This window comes from Streptomyces sp. NPDC102259, assembly GCF_044766465.1.
GTDB lineage: Bacteria > Actinomycetota > Actinomycetes > Streptomycetales > Streptomycetaceae > Streptomyces.
On sequence record NZ_JBIWMA010000001.1, the window covers coordinates 885,376 to 902,101 of the forward strand.

At 72.1% G+C, this 16,726-nt stretch carries 15 protein-coding genes; 8 read left to right on the forward strand and 7 right to left on the reverse strand.

Going from position 1 to position 16,726, the window contains the following annotated elements:
* Positions 1-18: 18 nt before the first annotated feature.
* Positions 19-876, reverse strand: coding sequence for a type I methionyl aminopeptidase (gene map / locus ACIRPU_RS03965; RefSeq protein WP_384117821.1), 858 nt, complete (start codon positions 874-876; stop codon positions 19-21).
* 57 nt (positions 877-933) lie between these two features.
* Here map and ACIRPU_RS03970 point away from each other — a divergent pair, with 57 nt between their 5' ends.
* The gene (locus ACIRPU_RS03970; protein ID WP_403861259.1) at positions 934-1,167 is read left to right on the forward strand and encodes a hypothetical protein; all 234 of its coding nucleotides are present in this window, start codon (positions 934-936) and stop codon (positions 1,165-1,167) included.
* Positions 1,168-1,203: 36 nt separating this feature from the next.
* On the opposite strand, the gene ACIRPU_RS03975 is transcribed toward ACIRPU_RS03970, so the two are convergent.
* Both ACIRPU_RS03975 and ACIRPU_RS03980 read right to left on the reverse strand, forming a co-directional pair.
* Positions 1,204-2,526 (reverse strand): MFS transporter, encoded by a 1,323-nt coding sequence (locus tag ACIRPU_RS03975; RefSeq protein ID WP_403861615.1) that lies wholly within the window; start codon positions 2,524-2,526, stop codon positions 1,204-1,206.
* Between the two features lie 81 nt (positions 2,527-2,607).
* Entirely contained in the window at positions 2,608-3,204 is a 597-nt protein-coding gene (locus ACIRPU_RS03980; RefSeq protein ID WP_403861262.1) for a hypothetical protein, read from the reverse strand.
* Positions 3,205-3,307: 103 nt separating this feature from the next.
* On the opposite strand from ACIRPU_RS03980, the gene npdG reads away from it, so the two are divergent.
* Together npdG and ACIRPU_RS03990 are read left to right on the forward strand one after the other, a co-directional pair.
* Positions 3,308-4,036, forward strand: a complete 729-nt coding sequence (gene npdG, locus ACIRPU_RS03985) for an NADPH-dependent F420 reductase (protein ID WP_403861265.1) — start codon at positions 3,308-3,310, stop codon at positions 4,034-4,036.
* Positions 4,037-4,099: 63 nt separating this feature from the next.
* Positions 4,100-4,318 carry a hypothetical protein gene (locus ACIRPU_RS03990; RefSeq protein ID WP_403861268.1) on the forward strand — a complete coding sequence of 73 codons (219 nt, stop codon included), beginning with the start codon at positions 4,100-4,102 and terminating at the stop codon, positions 4,316-4,318.
* On the opposite strand, the gene ACIRPU_RS03995 is transcribed toward ACIRPU_RS03990, so the two are convergent.
* Positions 4,308-5,108 (reverse strand): site-2 protease family protein, encoded by an 801-nt coding sequence (locus ACIRPU_RS03995; RefSeq protein WP_403861271.1) that lies wholly within the window; start codon positions 5,106-5,108, stop codon positions 4,308-4,310. The genes ACIRPU_RS03990 and ACIRPU_RS03995 overlap by 11 nt on opposite strands.
* Before the next feature lie 174 nt (positions 5,109-5,282).
* Between ACIRPU_RS03995 and ACIRPU_RS04000 the strand changes: the two genes are divergently transcribed.
* A complete protein-coding gene (locus ACIRPU_RS04000; RefSeq protein ID WP_403861274.1) occupies positions 5,283-8,663 on the forward strand; it encodes an ATP-binding protein in 3,381 nt (1,126 codons plus the stop codon).
* A 64-nt stretch (positions 8,664-8,727) separates the two neighbouring features.
* Here ACIRPU_RS04000 and ACIRPU_RS04005 read toward each other — a convergent pair whose 3' ends face one another.
* The 3 genes from ACIRPU_RS04005 to panB form a co-directional block, all read right to left on the reverse strand.
* Positions 8,728-9,546 carry an ABC transporter permease gene (locus tag ACIRPU_RS04005; protein WP_403861277.1) on the reverse strand — a complete coding sequence of 273 codons (819 nt, stop codon included), beginning with the start codon at positions 9,544-9,546 and terminating at the stop codon, positions 8,728-8,730.
* Positions 9,543-10,568 (reverse strand): ATP-binding cassette domain-containing protein, encoded by a 1,026-nt coding sequence (locus tag ACIRPU_RS04010; RefSeq protein WP_403861280.1) that lies wholly within the window; start codon positions 10,566-10,568, stop codon positions 9,543-9,545. Before ACIRPU_RS04010 ends, ACIRPU_RS04005 begins: the two co-directional genes overlap by 4 nt.
* 146 nt (positions 10,569-10,714) lie before the next feature.
* Positions 10,715-11,581 carry a 3-methyl-2-oxobutanoate hydroxymethyltransferase gene (gene panB, locus ACIRPU_RS04015; RefSeq protein ID WP_403861282.1) on the reverse strand — a complete coding sequence of 289 codons (867 nt, stop codon included), beginning with the start codon at positions 11,579-11,581 and terminating at the stop codon, positions 10,715-10,717.
* 180 nt (positions 11,582-11,761) lie between these two features.
* On the opposite strand from panB, the gene ACIRPU_RS04020 reads away from it, so the two are divergent.
* From ACIRPU_RS04020 to ACIRPU_RS04035, 4 genes are all read left to right on the forward strand, one after another.
* Positions 11,762-13,357 (forward strand): MFS transporter, encoded by a 1,596-nt coding sequence (locus ACIRPU_RS04020; RefSeq protein WP_403861284.1) that lies wholly within the window; start codon positions 11,762-11,764, stop codon positions 13,355-13,357.
* A gap of 85 nt (positions 13,358-13,442) precedes the next feature.
* Positions 13,443-14,093 (forward strand): TetR/AcrR family transcriptional regulator, encoded by a 651-nt coding sequence (locus ACIRPU_RS04025; RefSeq protein ID WP_403861287.1) that lies wholly within the window; start codon positions 13,443-13,445, stop codon positions 14,091-14,093.
* A 181-nt stretch (positions 14,094-14,274) separates the two neighbouring features.
* On the forward strand, positions 14,275-15,336 hold the full coding sequence (locus ACIRPU_RS04030) for an endonuclease/exonuclease/phosphatase family protein (protein WP_403861290.1): 1,062 nt from the start codon (positions 14,275-14,277) through the stop codon (positions 15,334-15,336).
* Positions 15,337-15,444: 108 nt separating this feature from the next.
* The gene (locus ACIRPU_RS04035; RefSeq protein WP_403861293.1) at positions 15,445-16,671 is read left to right on the forward strand and encodes an MFS transporter; all 1,227 of its coding nucleotides are present in this window, start codon (positions 15,445-15,447) and stop codon (positions 16,669-16,671) included.
* The last annotated feature ends 55 nt before the right edge of the window (positions 16,672-16,726 follow it).

Genomic DNA, 16,726 nt, shown 5'->3' on the forward strand with positions numbered 1-16,726 from the left:
GACGGGCCTCCGGTTCCGTTACGGCAGCGTGAGGATCTCCGCCCCCGTCTCGGTCACCACCAACGTGTGCTCGAACTGGGCCGTCCGCTTGCGGTCCTTCGTCAGCACCGTCCAGCCGTCGTCCCACATGTCGTACTCGTGCGTGCCGAGCGTCAGCATCGGCTCGATCGTGAACGTCATCCCGGGCTGGATGACGGTCGTCGCGTGCGGGCTGTCGTAGTGCGGGATGATCAGCCCGGAGTGGAACGACGAGTTGATCCCGTGCCCCGTGAAGTCCCGCACCACGCCGTACCCGAACCGCTTGGCGTACGACTCGATGACCCGCCCGATGATGTTGATCTGCCGGCCGGGCCGGACCGCCTTGATCGCCCGCTCGAGGGACTCCCGGGTCCGCTCCACCAGCAGCCGCGACTCCTCGTCGACGTCCCCGACCAGGTACGTGGCGTTGTTGTCGCCGTGCACCCCGCCGATGTACGCCGTCACGTCGAGATTGACGATGTCGCCGTCGCGCAGGACCGTCGAGTCCGGGATGCCGTGGCAGATGACCTCGTTGACGCTCGTGCACAGGGACTTCGGGAAGCCGCGGTAGCCCAGGGTCGACGGATAGGCGCCGTGGTCGCACATGTACTCGTGCGCCACCTTGTCCAGTTCGTCGGTGGTGACCCCCGGCGAGATCAGCTTCGCGGCCTCAGCCATCGCCTGCGCGGCGATCCGGCCGGCGCGGCGCATCGCCTCGATCGTCTCGGGCGTCTGCACCTCCGGCCCGGTGTACGGCGTCGGGGCGGGCTTGCCTACGTATTCGGGGCGGCGGATGTTTCCGGGCACCGAACGGAGGGGGGACAGCTCCCCCGGGACGAGCAGCGACTGGCCAGACATGCCAGTGAGTCTAACGAGCGGCCATGGGGGAACATGTCGATGGCGAGAGGAGCCGTCATGCCCCTGTTCAAGAAGCGGACCGTCGGGAAACCGGGCGAGTGGTACTACTGCCTGGAGCACAAGAAGGTCGAGGAGGGGCCGGAGTGCCCGGCCAAGGACCGTTTCGGCCCGTACGCCACCCGCGCGGAGGCCGAGCACGCGATGCAGACCGCCCGCGAGCGCAACCTCGAGTGGGAGAACGACCCCAAGTGGCACGACGCCCCGGCGGCCGGCGCCGCCGACGACGACTGACCACCCGAGCGATCACCCGGCCGAGCGCACGGCCGGTCACACGTCCACCGCCGGTGCGGCTGCCGACCTCTTGGCGCGCAGCCGCGCCGCATGGTCGTCCGTGCGCACGTCGTACCTCATCAGTCCCGGCAGGCACAGCGCCAGCAGCCCCACCGCGCCCACGCACAGCACCCCGCCCGACCAGACTGACGTCCGCACCCCCAGCCAGGCCGCCAGACCACCGCTGCGCACCTGGCCGACCGTCGGCCCCACGGAGTAGGACAGCAACTCGATCCCGGCGAGCCGTCCGCGCAGCTCGTCCGGGATCGTCTGGTTCCACATGACCCCGCGGAAGATGCCGCTGACCATGTCGAAGGCGCCCGCCAGGGCGAGGCAGAGCAGCACCAGCCAGACGTTCCCGGCGAGTCCGGCGGCGGCGATCGCCCCGCCCCACAGCGCGGCCGACAGCACCACCATCCGCCCGTGCCGATGCACCCGCGAGGTCCAGCCGCTGGTCAGGCTCACCAGCAGCGCCCCGGCCGGCACGGAGGCGTACATCAGCCCCAGCGACCACTCGGCGTCCAGTTCGTCCGCGAGGAACGGCAGGACGGCCAGCGGCATGGCCAGGAACATCGCGGCGAGGTCGACGGCGTACGTGCCGAGGAGCTCCTTGCGGCCCCAGGCGTACCGGGCCCCCTCGGCGATGGCCTTGAGGGACGGCTTCGCCGCCTCGTGCGCGGCGGGGGAGGCGGCGATGCGGACGACGAGGGCCACCGACACGACGAAGGTGAGGAGGTCGGCGGCGTAGGCCCAGCCGAGGCCCGCGTACGCGACGACGACACCGGCGACGGCCGGCCCCGCGACCCCGCCCACGGTCCACCGCAGCGCGTTCAGAGCGCTCGCCGCCGGCAGTTGCTCATGGGCGACGATCCGCGGCCACAGCGAGTCCAGCGCGGGCCGCTGCACGGAGACGAGGGCGGAGGACAGCGCGGCGACGAGGTACAGCGGCCAGATCGCGGGCCCCGGCAGCAGCGCGTTGACCAGCAGCACCGCGCTGAGCAGCCCCTGCCCGGCCTCCGTCCACACGATGAGCCTGCGCTTGTCCCACGCGTCCGCGAGGGCCCCGCCGTACAGGCCGAACACCACGAGCGGCACCAGCTCCACGGCCCCGATCGCCCCCACCGCCGCGGCCGACCCGGTCAGCTCCTTCAACTGCACCGGCAGCGCCACGAAGGTCAGGAAGCTGCCGAAGGTCGACACCGTGCCCGAGACCCAGAGCCGCCGGAAGTCCCGCGAGGCGCGCCAGGGGGCGAGATCGGGGAGCAGGGCCCGCAGACCCGAGGGAGCGGGAGGCACGGGGGAGGGGACGTCGTCGTCGATCACGAAGGGCCATGCTCGGGCGGGAGCGGAGCGTCGGGCAACTGCTTTTCGACGACACCGAGGGGCAGCCGGGTGGGCGGGTCACCAGGGGGGAGGGGGCGGTGCCGTCAGTCGTTCGGCGAGGTGGGAGAGCCGGTCGGCGAAACGTCGGCGCCCTCGCGTCGGGGGCGGCGTCTCGCCGGCGGCCGCGCTCACCAGGTGCTGCACGGTGTCCAGGTCCAGCTCGGAGCCGTCCGGCACGGCCAGCGTCTCGTGGGCCAGGGCCGTCAGCTCCCCCTCGCCCGGACCGAGGGCCAGGATCATGACGCCGGCCCGCCGGGCGTCCGACACCCGGTCGAGGAGCGGCGCGTCCCCCGACGGCGACGCCACCAGCAGCGTCTCGCCCCGCCGGGCCGCCTCGATCCGGCCCAGGCCGACCGCGAGATGCGCCGGGTCGGAAGGACGCGCGTCATGCCGTACGAGGGTCGGCGCCAGCTCCGGCGTACCCGACCAGGCGGCCTCGTCCACCAGATGCGCCGCGAGGTGCCAGGGCTCGTACGCCGCCGAGCCCACCAGCAGCAGCCCGCCGCCGTGCGACACGACCGACCCGCGCAGCAGCGCGCCGAACCGCCGGGTGGCCCCCAGCCACTCGGTCCCGGCGAGCACCTCACGCAGCAGCGCGACCCGTACGGCGTCCATGCGGCCGCATCGTGCCGCAACCGGCCGCCGCCCGCCCGGGGTTCGCCCCTCGTTCACCCGACATGACGAAGGACCGCTCCGCACGCCCACGTAAAGTCGGCCCATGACCTCTACCGACAGTGCACAGAACGCCGCCGCGGCCGCCCCGGCGAAGGCCCCCGCCAAGGACCCGTGGGACCTCCCCGACGTCTCCGGACTGGTCGTCGGCGTGCTCGGCGGGACCGGCCCGCAGGGCAAGGGTCTCGCCTACCGGCTCGCCAAGGCCGGCCAGAAGGTGATCATCGGTTCGCGGGCCGCCGACCGCGCCCGGGCCGCCGCCGACGAGCTCGGGCACGGGGTCGAGGGCGCCGACAACGCCGAGACCGCGCGCCGCAGCGACATCGTGATCGTCGCCGTGCCGTGGGACGGCCACGGCAAGACCCTGGAGTCCCTGCGCGAGGAACTGGCCGGCAAGCTGGTCGTCGACTGCGTCAACCCGCTCGGCTTCGACAAGCAGGGCGCCTACGCGCTGAAGCCGGAGGAGGGCAGCGCCGCCGAGCAGGCCGCCGCCCTGCTGCCGGACTCCCGCGTCGCCGCGGCCTTCCACCACCTCTCGGCGGTCCTCCTCCAGGACCCGGAGATCGACGAGATCGACACCGACGTGATGGTGCTGGGCGAGGAGCGGGCCGACGTCGAGCTCGTCCAGGCGCTGGCCGGCCGGATCCCCGGGATGCGCGGCGTCTTCGCCGGGCGGCTGCGCAACGCCCACCAGGTGGAGTCCCTGGTCGCCAACCTGATCTCCGTCAACCGCCGCTACAAGGCCCACGCCGGGCTGCGCGTCACGGACGTGTGAGCGCATGGGGGACACTGGTCGGAGCAGCCCAGCAGTGTCCCCCCGACAGGAGAAGCCGGACCCATGTCCCCCCTGCCCGCGCCCAGCCCGAGCCGGCGGCTCGCCCTCTACACCCTCGTCGTCTGCGTACTCGCCGTGGCCGCGGCGGTCGTCTCCTTCGTCCAGGGCAGCTTCCTGGGCGTCGTGTGGGTGCTGCTCGCTGGCCTGTCCTCCAACATGACCTGGTACTACGTGAAGCGGGAGAAGGCGCGCGGGGCCGCGGGGGCGGACGTCAGCCGTTGACCGCGCAGAACTCGTTCGTGCCCTCCCAGAAGCGGTACAGGGACTGACCGCAGTACGTCTCGAGGTCGCCGATCCCGAGAACGCGCAGCACCGCGTCGATCATGTCGAAGAAGACCCCGTTGACCGCCGGCACCCACAACAGCGCGAACACGAACAGCAGGCCGAACGGCGCGAACGGCTCCACCTGCCGCTTGATGTTGTACGAAAGCCAGGGCTCGACGACCCCGTAGCCGTCCAGCCCGGGCACCGGAAGGAAGTTCAGGATCGCCGCCGTGACCTGGAGCAGGGCGAGGAAGGCGAGCGCGAACCGGAAGTCGGCCGGCACGCCGTCCAGCGCGCCCAGCCAGAACGGCGCCGTGCACACCACCGCGAACAGCACGTTCGTCAGCGGACCGGCCGCCGAGATCAGACTGTGCCGCCACCGCCCCCGGATCCGCGCCCGCTCGATGAAGACCGCACCGCCCGGCAGACCGATCCCGCCCATGATCACGAACAGCACCGGCAGCACCACGCTGAGCAGGGCGTGCGTGTACTTCAGTGGGTTGAGCGTGAGATATCCCTTGGCGCCGACCGAGATGTCGCCGCTGTGCAGGGCGGTACGCGCGTGTGCGTACTCGTGCAGACACAGGGAGACGATCCAGGCGGCCGTCACGAACAGGAACACCGCCACCCCCGGCCGCTCGGCGAACCCCGTCCAGGTCGCCCAGCCGGTGACCGCCGTCACGGCCAGGATCCCGAGGAAGACGGGGCTGATCCTCCGCTCGGCGCTGCGGGTGGTGGCGGTGGTCATGGGGCCCCCTGAGCTCGTACGCGGGTGTGGAACTGCCCGACCGTACCCGGCCCGGCGCACCGGGAGAACGTCTCGCGACCGGCCGCCGGTTCCGCGGACGGGCGGAAGGTGAGGGCATCCGGCTCGCGCCACCCCGCCGCAACCCCGTGACCGACCTCGATCCCACCGGAGAGAATGGACCCCGTGCGCTACCGCATTCTCGGCACCACCCAGGCACTCCGTCCGGACGGCGTCCCCGTCGCCGTCGGCGGAGCGCGGCTGCGCGCCCTGCTGGCCGTGCTGGCGCTGCGGGCCGGCCGGAGCGTTCCCGCCGGGCTGCTGGTGGAGGAGGTGTGGGCCGGCGATCCGCCCGCCGACGCGCCGGGGGCGCTCCAGGCGCTGGTCGGCCGGCTGCGCCGGGCCCTCGGGGCGGGCGCGATCGACTCCGCCGACGGCGGTTACCGGCTGGCCGCCGCCCCGGACGACGTCGACCTGCACCGCTTCGAGCGGCTGACCGCCGACGGCGTCCGCGCCCTCACCGACGGGGACCCCGCCAAGGCGGCCGTCGTCCTCGACGACGCCCTCGCCCTGTGGCAGGGCCCGGCCCTCGCCGACCTGCCCGACCGTGCCGCCGAGGCGGCCCGCTGGGAGGCCCGCCGCCTCGACGCGGTGCGCGCCCGGCACACCGCGGCGATCGCCCTCGGCCAGGCCGAGCGGTCGCTGCCCGAACTCACCGCCCTGTGCGACGCCCACCCGCTGGACGAGCCCCTCCAGGTCCTGCGGCTGCGCGCCCTGCGGGAGGCGGGCCGCACCGCTCAGGCGCTGGCCGCGTACGACGAGGTCCGCCGGCTGCTGGCGGACCGCCTCGGCACCGACCCCGGCCCCGAACTGCGCGCCCTGCACACGGAGCTGCTCGGCCCCGGCGATCCGGCGAGCCCTGGGGAACCGTCCCGTCCCGTCGGGCCCGCGGACCCGGGCCGGGCGCCCGCACCGGCATCCCCCGCCCCGTCGCCCCCGCCCCTCGGCAACCTCCGGGCCCGCCTCACCTCCTTCGTCGGCCGCGAGGCCGACATCGCGGCCATCCGGGGGGACCTCGCGAGCGCGCGGCTCGTGACGCTGCTCGGGCCCGGCGGGGCCGGCAAGACCCGGCTGTCGCAGGAGACCGCCGAGACCGTACGGGACACCGCGCGCGACGGCGTCTGGCTGGCCGAGCTCGCGCCCGTCGCCGACCCGGACGCCGTGCCGCAGGCCGTCCTCACCGCCGTGGGAGCTCGCGAGACCGTGCTGTACGGCGCCGGCGCCGAGGAGATGCGGGTCGCCGCCGAGCGCCACGACGACCCCCTGGAGCGTCTGGTCGAACACTGCGCCCGACGCCGCATGCTGATCGTCCTCGACAACTGCGAGCACGTGGTCGAGGCCGCCGCCCGGCTCGTCGAGGAGCTGCTGGCGCGCTGCCCCGAGGTGACGGTGCTGGCCACCAGCCGGGAGCCGCTCGGGGTGCCCGGGGAGGTGCTGCGTCCGCTGGCTCCGTTGCCGGAGCGGGTGGCGCTGCGGCTGCTCGCCGACCGGGGCGCGGCCGCCCGTCCCGGCTTCCGGCCCGACGCCGACGACGAGACCGCGGCGGCCTGCGCGGAGATCTGCCGTCGGCTCGACGGTCTGCCGCTCGCCATCGAGCTCGCCGCCGCCCGGCTACGGATGCTGACGCCCCGCCAGATAGCCGACCGGCTCGACGACCGGTTCCGGCTGCTGACCTCCGGCAGCCGGACCGTCCTGCCCCGCCAGCAGACCCTGCGGGCCGTCGTCGACTGGTCCTGGGACCTCCTCGACGAGGACGAACGCGACGTCCTGGCCCGCCTGTCGGTCTTCGCCCGCGGTTGCGACCTCGCCGCCGTCGAAGCGGTGTGCGGCCCGGCCACCGCCGACTCCCGTGACTCACGCGCGGGCCACGACTCCCTCGCCGCGCTCGACCTGCTCGCCTCGCTCGTCGACAAGTCGCTCGTCGTCGCCGCCCCGGGGCCCCGGGGCGACATGCGCTACCGGCTTCTGGAGACCGTCGCCGAGTACGCGGGCGAGCGGCTGGACGAGTCGGGGCGGCGGGCGGCGGCCGAGCGCGCGCATCTGACGTACTACCGCGAACTCGCCCGCACCATCGATCCGTTGCTGCGCGGACCCGGCCAGCGGGACGCCATCGACCGCTTGCAGCTGGAGTACGAGAACCTGCGCACCGCGCTGGGCCGCGCCGTCGCGGCACGTGACGAGCAGGAGGCGCTCTGCCTGACCCTGTCCCTCGTCTGGTACTGGCAGATGCGCGACCTGCGCATCGAGGCCCGCACCTGGTGCGTCGAGGTCATGGCCCTCGGTCCCGACCCGTTCGCCGAACCCCTGCGCCGGGCCGCGCCGGTGTGGAAGTCCTGCATCGATGCCCCGCCGCCGATGACCGGCGAGATCCTCGCGGAGGCCCGGCGCGGCGTCCACCTGGCCCATCTCGCCTGTATGGACACCGAGTTGGAGGCCTGGCAGACCCAGACCTCGCAGACCAAGCTGCGCCTGATCGCCGCGGCCTACGAGCCCGGCATGCCCCAGACCTGCCGCGCACCCGGCCTGCTCTGGTTCTTCGCGGTGATGATGACCGGTGACCCGGAGCGCATCCGCGCCATCGTCGACGCCAACGTCGACACCTGCCGTCGGACGCCCGGCTACGAGTGGGAGCTCGCCTCCTGCCTCCAGATGCGGGCCAACATCCTCGCCAACCGCTCCGACTGGGCCGGAAGCGCGTTCCGGGACGCGGCCGAGGCCCTGGAGATCTTCCGGCGCCTGGGCGATGCCTGGGGCACCGCGGAGTCCCTCTCCGCCCGCGCCGAGGCCCATGAACGCATGGGGGCCTACCGCGAGGCCGCCGCCGACTACGAGGGCGCCATCGAGTACGCCGAACGGCTCGGCGCCCGCTCCCAGTCGGCGGTCCTCGCGGCCCGGCTCGGCAGCGTGCTGCTGGAGGCGGGCGACGAGGAGCGGGGCGAGCGGATGCTCCGTGAGGTGATCGTCGGCGAGGAGCGCACGGTCAACGAGGCGATGCACATCGCCCGTCTCTTCCTGGCCGGCTGGCTCGGCGTCACCGGGCGTCACGCCGAAGCGCGCGAGCAACTGCGTCTCCTCCGCGAGCAGTTCGACTTCGGTCACTTCGCGGTCTTCGACGCCTTCATCCTGGGCGCGGAGTCATGGCTGGACGCGATCGACGGCCGGTTCACCCAGGCCCTGACCGGTGTCCGGACCGCCCTGGAACGGGCCACGGACCCGCTCTCCGTGGCCATGGCCCCGCACATGCGTTCCTTCTACCTCTTCATCGCGGCGACCTCCCTGTCCGGCGTGGACGGCGGCAGCCGCGCCGCTGTCGCCGCCCGCTGCCTGGGCGCCGCCGACACCCTGCTGCCGCCGAGCCATGTGTTCCCGCGCCTGGAGCGCGAGGCGCGCGACCTGGCCATGGCCCGCACGCGCGGCGCGCTCGGCGACGCGGAGTTCGAGAGGGCGTACGCCGAGGGCGGCGGCCTCTCCTACGAGGAGGCCACCGCCCTGGTGTGAGGATCGTCCTGACGCGGCAGGACGCGTACCGCCGCGTCCTGGCGTGACCGTCCGGCGCCCCGGCTCAGGTCTTCGTGCGGAACTTGTGGATCGCGACCGGCGCCATCACCGCCGTGAGCCCTATCGACCAGGCCAGCGTCACCCACAGTCCGTGTGCGACCGGCCCGCCCACCATCAGTCCGCGCGCCGCGTCCGCGAGCGAGGACAGCGGGTTGTACTCGGTGAAGTTCTGGAGCCAGCCGGGCATCGACTGCGTCGGGGCGAAGATCGACGAGCCGAACTGGAGCGGCATCAGCACCAGGAAGCCCATCGCCTGCACGGACTGCGCGCTCTTCATCACCACGCCGAGGGTGAGGAACACCCACATCAGCGCCGAGCCGAACACCGTGGCCAGCCCCACGGCGGCGAACAGACCGGCCCAGTGGGTGATGTCGAAGCCCACCAGCACGGCCACCACCATGAGGATCACGCAGGCGACCAGCATGCGCATCAGCTCGACGACTATCTTGGCGAAGAGCACCGAGCCCCGTCCGATGGGCAGCGACCGGAAGCGGTCCATGACCCCGGAGTTGAAGTCCGTGTTGAAGCCGGTGCCCACGCCCTGCGCCATGTTCATCCCCATCATGGCCAGCAGCCCGGGAATGACGTACTGCACGTACGCCTCCTGCCCGCCGCCCAGCGACTGCCCGATCGAGCCGCCGAAGACGTACACGAACAGCAGGGTGAAGATCACCGGGAAGAGGACCGCGTCGAACATCGACTCCGGGTCCTGCCGGATCCACAGCAGGTTGCGGCGGATCAGGGCGCCGGTGTGCCGGAGGTGGCTGCGCAACGGGATGCGCGAATCGGCGGTGGTGCTGACGTCGATCGTGGCCGCGCTCATACGGCGACCTCCTCGCGGGTCTCGGTGGGTCGGGCGTCCTGCGGGGCACTCGCGCGGTGGCCGGTGAGGGACAGGAAGACCTCGTCCAGGCTGGGCAGTTCGGTGGTGAGGGAGGTGAGCGTGATGCCGCGCGCGCTGACCGCGCCGATCACGGCGGTGAGCTGCTCGTCGCTGAGCACCGGCACCAGCACGGAACCGCGCTCGGCGTCCACGACGGTGGTGGCGAGCCCGGTGATGCCGAGCCCGTCGAGCCAGCTCGCCAGCGGCCGCAGCTGAAGCGGGTCGGCGGGCCGCACCCGCAGCGTCCGGCCGCCGACCCGGGCCTTCAGCTCCTCGATGCCGCCGCCGGCGATGACCTTGCCCCGGTCGACGACGGTCAGCTCGGAGGCGAGCTGCTCGGCCTCCTCCATGTACTGGGTGGTCAGCAGCACGGTGACCCCGTCCCCGACCATCGCCTTGACCTCGGTCCACACCTCGTTGCGGGTGCGCGGGTCGAGGCCGGTCGTCGGCTCGTCCAGGAACAGCACCTGCGGCCGGCCGATCATCGACGCGGCGAGGTCGAGTCGGCGCCGCATACCGCCGGAGTACGTGCTCACGGGCCGCTTGGCCGCCTCGGTGAGCGAGAACCGCTCCAGCAGCTCGTCGGCGCGGGTCCGGGCCTCCTTGCGGGGCAGGTCGAGCAGCCGTCCGATGAGGTACAGGTTCTCCCACCCGGGGAGCTTCTCGTCCACGGAGGCGTACTGACCGGTGAGGCCGATCACCCGGCGCAGCTGCCGGGGCTGGCGCATCACGTCGTAGCCGGCGACGGTCGCCCGCCCGCTGTCGGCGGCGAGCAGGGTGGACAGGATCCGCACGAGGGTCGTCTTCCCGGCGCCGTTCGGCCCGAGCACCCCCATCACGGTTCCCGCCCGTACGTCCAGGTCGACCCCGTCCAGCGCCTTGGTCTCGCCGTAGTGCTTGACCAGCCCCCGAACGGTCACGGCGCTGTCCGCGCCACTGGGGTTCTTGTCGATTCGCGTCATGACAGGAACTGTGCCGCCCCCCACCGACAAAGCACCGACAGACCGCCGACAGCGACCTGCCGGCACCGACATCCCCCCGACGCGCACAATGGGCGCAGCCCGCCGACTGGGGGAAGACCGGCGGGCTGCGGTGGTGCGGAAATGGCTCAGTGAACGCTGTGCTCGTCCAGCGGGAACGTTCCGCCGACGACGTCCTCGGCGAACGCCTTCGCCGCGTCGCCCATGACCTCGCGCAGGTTCGCGTACTGCTTGACGAACTTCGGCACCCGGCCCCCGGTCAGCCCGAGCATGTCGGTCCACACCAGTACCTGGGCGTCCGTCTCCGGCCCGGCGCCGATGCCGACGGTGGGGATGTGCAGCACCCGGGTGACCTCGGCGGCCAGCTCGGCCGGGACCAGCTCCAGCACCACCGCGAACGCGCCCGCGTCCTGCACGGCCTTCGCGTCCCGCAGCAGCTGCTGGGCCGCCTCCTCGCCGCGGCCCTGCACGCGGTAACCCATCGCGTTCACGGACTGCGGGGTGAGGCCGATGTGCGCCATGACCGGGATGCCGGACTCGACGAGGAGCTCGATCTGGCGGTGCGAGCGCTCGCCGCCCTCCAGCTTCACGGCACCGACCCCGGCCTCCTTCACCAGACGGGTCGCCGAGCGCAGCGCCTGCACCGGTCCCTCCTGGTAGGAGCCGAAGGGCAGGTCGCCGACGATCAGCGCACGGGTGGTGCCCCGTACGACGGCCGCCGACAGCATGGTCATCTCGTCGAGGGTGACGGGCACGGTCGTCTCGTAGCCCAGATGGCAGTTGCCCGCCGAGTCGCCCACCAGCATCACGGGGATCCCGGCCTCGTCGAAGACGGAGGCGGTCATCGCGTCGTAGGCGGTGAGCATGGGCCACTTCTCGCCGCGTTCCTTGGCGAGAGCGATGTCGCGGACGGTGATGCGGCGTGTGCCCTTGCCTCCGTACAGCGCCTTGCTGCCGTCGGGGGCATTGGTGTGGGCAGCCGAAAGCTGCGTCATTGCAACGGCTCCTTTGTCATCTCGAGGCGCCCTCACGGCGTCCCCGGACCACCACCCATGGTGGCACCTCGTGCCAGGGAGAGCCAGAGCGCCCCCTGTGGGTAAAGCCTCAGTAAGAAAAACGGTAAGAGGAATCGATACGAGACGGTCTCGTATCGGAAGTGCCTTACGCTCGACGCCATGACTACTCCTGCCGTCCCCACCGCTCCGCGGATACCGGAAGCGGTGCACCGGCGTCGTTGGGCGATCCTCGGTGTCCTGATGCTGAGCCTGCTGATCGTGGTGCTCGACAACTCGATCCTGAACGTCGCGATCAAGACGATCTCGACACCCGCCCCCACCGGCCTCGGCGCCACCCAGAGCGAGCTGGAGTGGGCGATCAACTCCTACACGCTCGTCTTCGCGGGACTGCTGTTCACCGCCGGTCTGCTCGGTGACCGGATCGGCCGCAAGAAGGTCCTGCTCGGCGGACTCGCCGTCTTCGGCATCGGCTCCGCGCTCGCCGCGGAATCCGGCTCGCCCGCCCAGCTCATCGCCTTCCGCGCGGTGATGGCCCTCGGGGCCGCCTTCGTGATGCCCGCGACCCTCGCCGTCCTGATGAACGTCTTCGAGCGCGAGGAGCAGCCCAAGGCGATCGGCATCTGGGCGGGCGGCGTCGGGCTGGCCATCGCCATCGGACCCATCACCGGCGGTCTCCTCCTCGACCACTTCTGGTGGGGCTCGGTCTTCCTGATCAACGTGCCGATCGTGCTGCTCGCGTTCGGGCTGATGCTGTGGCTGGTGCCCGAGTCCCGCGACCCGAACCCCGGCCGCGTCGACCTCGTCGGCGTCGTCCTGTCGGTCGTCGGCCTGGTGCTGCTCGTCTACGGCATCATCAAGGGCGGCGAACTGGCCGACTTCACGGACCCGACCGTGCTGGCGACCATAGGGGCCGGTCTGCTCGTCCTCGTCGCGTTCGTGGTGTTCGAGAAGCGCAGCGACCACCCGTCCGTCGACATGGACTACTTCAAGAACAAGGTGTTCTCGGCCGCGATGGCCGTCATCACGCTGGTCTTCTTCGCGCTGATGGGCGTCACCTTCTTCTCGGTCTTCTACACCCAGAGCGTGCGCGGCTACTCCCCGCTGCAGTCCGGTCTGCTCCTGCTGCCGCTGGCCGCCGCCCAGCTGATCTTCGCGCCGCGCGCCCGGCTGGTCGTCGACCGCTTCGGGGTCCGGGCCACGACCACCGCGGCGATGGTCGTCCTCGCGGCGACCCTGGTCGCGTTCGCCACGCTGGACGCCGACACGCCGATCTGGCTCCTGGAGATCGTCTTCTTCTTCATGGGCACCGGAATGGCCCACGTCATGACCCCCACCAGTGTGGTCATCATGCAGGCTCTGCCCCGCGAGAAGGCCGGCTCCGCCTCCGCGCTCAGCAACACCTTCCGCCAGCTCGGCGGCGCGCTCGGCATCGCCGTCCTCGGCTCGGTGCTGTCGGCGTCGTACCGCAACGGCATCGAGGGCCATCTCGGCACGCTGCCGGCGGCCCTGCGCGACACGGCGGGCGAGTCCATCGAGGCGACTCTCGGGATCGCCGCGAAACTCGGCGACCAGGGCAGGGTGCTGGTCACCCCCGCCAACGACGCCTTCCTGCACGCCATGCACGTCACCGCCCTGTGCGGGGCCGGGGTCGCGGCCGTGGGCGCGGTCGTGGTGGCCGTGTTCCTGCCGGGCCGGCCGAAGCCCGCACCCGAGGGCGCGACGGAAGAGGGGGAGTTGGTGCGGACGAAGCCTTAGGGGTGGTGGCGGGGGCGGCCGGGAATCGCCGCCCCACCCGCCCCTCGGGCGACAATTCCCGCACTGTGACGAAAGGATCGAACACGTGAGCCTCGCCGACAGGGGGACCGCCGTCGGGGACACCGGCGTGAGCGGGGAGCAGCCCGTCCGGGGACGCCCCCGGAGCGAGGCCGTGGAACGGGCCATCATCGAGGGCACGATGAAGCTGCTGGAGGACGGCGTGTCGCTCGCCGAGATCTCCATCGAACGCATCGCCCGTACCGCCGGCGTCGGCAAGGCCGCCATCTACCGCCGGTGGAGCGGCAAGGAGGAGCTCTTCGTCGACGTGTTGCGGGCCGCCGAACCGCAGGATCCCGAACTCCCCGGCACGTCCATGCGCGACGACCTGATCGTGCTCCTCGAGGCGTTGCGGCGGCGCGGCCTCGCCAACCGTTCCTCGGCGATCCTGCACAACGTCCACGCGCAGATGAAGAGCAGCCCGAAGATCTGGGCGGCTTACCACAACACGGCGATAGAACCCCGGCGCAGGATGGCCGTCGAGGTCCTGCGCCGGGGTCAGGAGAACGGCGAACTGCGCGCCGACCTGGATGTGGAACTGATGAACGACATCTTCACGGGTCCCATGCTCCTTCGCGCGATCATGCGCCCTGACGCCGACCTCCCCGAGGAACTCCCCGCGCGCATCGTCGACACGCTGCTCGAAGGGCTACGCCCCGTCAGTTCCGCGACCCGGTAACCCGAATGTGCGCGTTTCGTCACAGACCGGGCCCCGCGCCCCGGGACCGGAACCCGTGAGACCGCCCCGGTCGTCCTCGTGCCCGTACGGCCGTCACGGGACGGCGAGATCAAAGCCGATCATCCCCTAGGGTCGTACCCGGGGGACGGACGGTGTGCAAGGCAGGCAGTGAGGCGACGGTATGGCGCAGCAGGCGTACATGACGGAGACGGACGACAACGGAGGCTCGGGTCCCGAGCCTCGGGGAGTTCGGCTCCGGCGCCTGATCGGCACTCTGCTCGGCCGGATCGGCGCGGGCTGGCGCGGTGATCCGCGCATCTGGCGGCGGGGCCTGGTCCTCACCGGGTTCGCGTTGGCGTTCGCCCTGGTGTTGGGACTGCACTCGCGCATCCCCAACCGCTACGGCAACCTCGGCAGTCTCACGGAGACGTTCCTGCCCTGGATCGGCCTGTTCGTGCCGGTGCTGCTGGTGCTGGCGCTGGTGCGCAAGTCGGCGACCGCGCTGATCGCCGTCGTCCTCCCGGCCGTGGTCTGGCTGAACCTCTTCGGCGGGCTCCTCGTCGACCGGACCGGCAGCGGCGGCGACCTCACCGTCGCCACCCACAACGTCAACGCGGAGAATCCGGACCCGGCCGGCACCGCCCGTGACGTGGCCGCGTCCGAGGCGGATGTGCTGGCCCTGGAGGAGCTGACCGCCACGGCGGTGCCGGTGTACGAGAAGGCGCTGGCGGCGACGTACAAGTACCACTCGGTGCAGGGCACGGTCGGCCTGTGGAGCAGGTATCCGCTGGGCGGGGTGAAGCCCGTCGACATCAAGCTGGGCTGGACGCGCGCGATGCGGGCGACGGTCACGACGCCGGAGGGGGAGGTCGCCGTCTACGTCGCCCACCTCCCGTCGGTGCGGGTGAAGCTCCAGGCCGGGTTCACCGCCCGGCAGCGCGACAAGAGCGCGGACGCGCTGGGCGAGGCGATCGCCGACGAGAAGCTGACCCGGGTGATCCTGCTCGGCGACCTCAACGGCACCATGAACGACCGCTCGCTCAACGCCGTGACCTCCCAGATGCGCTCCACGCAGGGCGCGGCGGGCAGCGGCTTCGGCTTCAGCTGGCCCGCGTCGTTCCCGATGGCGCGGATCGACCAGATCATGGTGAAGGGCGTGGAGCCGGTCACCTCCTGGACGCTGCCGCAGACGGGCAGCGACCATCTGCCGGTGGCGGCGCGTGTGAAGGTCACCACACCTTAATCAGGGGGTCACCCGCTGGAATAGCGGCCCGGGGAGACTTTGTTCCGTACTTGAACATACGAAACGTATGATGAACGGAACCCACTCTCCCTGAAAGGCAAGTTCTCCATGCCCCTGGCCCTGCTCGCCCTGGCCGTGGGTGCCTTCGGAATCGGCACCACGGAGTTCGTGATGATGGGCCTGCTGCCCGACGTCGCGGACGACCTGCATGTCTCGATCCCGACCGCCGGACATCTGGTCTCGGCATACGCGCTCGGCGTCGTCATCGGCGCCCCGCTGCTGGCCGCGGTCACGGCACGGATGTCCCGCCGTACCGTCCTGATCTCCCTGATGGGCCTGTTCGTCGTGGGCAACGCCCTGTCGGCCCTCGCCCCCGGCTACGACTCCCTGCTGGCCGCCCGCTTCCTCAGCGGTCTCCCGCACGGCGCGTTCTTCGGCGTCGGCGCGGTGGTCGCCACCAACCTGGTCGCCCCCGAGCGCAAGGCCCGCTCGGTGTCGCTGATGTTCCTCGGCCTGACCGTCGCCAACATCGCGGGCGTCCCCGTCGCCACCCTCATGGGACAGCAGCTGGGCTGGCGCGCCACCTTCCTCGGCGTCAGCGTGATCGGCCTGGCGGCGATCGCCTCCCTGGCCCTGCTGATCCCGCGCGACCACACCCACGCGCCCGCCGTCGGGCTGCGCCGCGAGCTGGCGGCCCTGCGCTCGCTGCCGGTGTGGCTGGCCCTCGGCACGACGGTGGCCGGCTTCGGCGCCCTGTTCTCCGCCTACAGCTACATCACCCCCATGCTGACGGACTCCGCCGGCTACGCCGACTCCAGCGTGACGCTGCTGCTCGCGCTCTTCGGCGTCGGCGCGACGATCGGCAACCTGCTGGGCGGCCGCCTCGCCGACCACGCGATGCGCCCGACCCTGTTCGCCGGCCTGACGTCCCTGGTCGTCGTCCTGGCCCTGTTCCCGCTGCTGATGACGACCGCGTGGGGCGGCGCGCTGGCCGTGGTCCTGCTCGGCGTGGCGGCGTTCGTGACGGGTTCGCCGCTCAACCTGATGGTGATGGAGAAGGCGGCCGCGGGCCCGTCGCTGGCCTCCTCCGCCAACCAGGCCGCGTTCAACATGGCCAACGCCGGCGGCGCCTGGCTCGGCGGCCTGGCCCTCGCGGCCGGCTTCGGCGCGACCTCACCCGCGGTGGTGGGAGCGGCGCTGGCAGTGCTCGGTCTGGGCGTGGCCTCGGTGGCCTACGCGGTGGACCGCCGCAGGACGACCACGACCCCGACCGGCCGCGAGCGGATCGTCGCCACCCACGTCCCGCAGCGGGCGGAGGCGGGGGTAGGTCACTGACGTCGGCGGCGGGTCCGAACGTGGCGTCGACGACGCATACGGACCTTCGGACCGC

Bases quoted from the DNA above. Each gene is read 5' to 3' on its own strand.
- ACIRPU_RS04035 (WP_403861293.1), top strand. From the start codon at position 15,445: ATGCCCCTGGCCCTGCTCGCCCTGGCCGTGGGTGCCTTCGGAATCGGC.
- ACIRPU_RS03995 (WP_403861271.1), bottom strand. From the start codon at position 5,108: ATGACCACCGCCACCACCCGCAGCGCCGAGCGGAGGATCAGCCCCGTC.
- ACIRPU_RS04020 (WP_403861284.1), top strand. From the start codon at position 11,762: ATGACTACTCCTGCCGTCCCCACCGCTCCGCGGATACCGGAAGCGGTG.
- ACIRPU_RS04005 (WP_403861277.1), bottom strand. From the start codon at position 9,546: ATGAGCGCGGCCACGATCGACGTCAGCACCACCGCCGATTCGCGCATC.
- ACIRPU_RS03990 (WP_403861268.1), top strand. From the start codon at position 4,100: ATGTCCCCCCTGCCCGCGCCCAGCCCGAGCCGGCGGCTCGCCCTCTAC.
- ACIRPU_RS04000 (WP_403861274.1), top strand. From the start codon at position 5,283: ATGGACCCCGTGCGCTACCGCATTCTCGGCACCACCCAGGCACTCCGT.
- ACIRPU_RS03970 (WP_403861259.1), top strand. From the start codon at position 934: ATGCCCCTGTTCAAGAAGCGGACCGTCGGGAAACCGGGCGAGTGGTAC.
- panB (WP_403861282.1), bottom strand. From the start codon at position 11,581: ATGACGCAGCTTTCGGCTGCCCACACCAATGCCCCCGACGGCAGCAAG.
- map (WP_384117821.1), bottom strand. From the start codon at position 876: ATGTCTGGCCAGTCGCTGCTCGTCCCGGGGGAGCTGTCCCCCCTCCGT.
- npdG (WP_403861265.1), top strand. From the start codon at position 3,308: ATGACCTCTACCGACAGTGCACAGAACGCCGCCGCGGCCGCCCCGGCG.
- ACIRPU_RS03980 (WP_403861262.1), bottom strand. From the start codon at position 3,204: ATGGACGCCGTACGGGTCGCGCTGCTGCGTGAGGTGCTCGCCGGGACC.
- ACIRPU_RS04030 (WP_403861290.1), top strand. From the start codon at position 14,275: ATGGCGCAGCAGGCGTACATGACGGAGACGGACGACAACGGAGGCTCG.
- ACIRPU_RS04010 (WP_403861280.1), bottom strand. From the start codon at position 10,568: ATGACGCGAATCGACAAGAACCCCAGTGGCGCGGACAGCGCCGTGACC.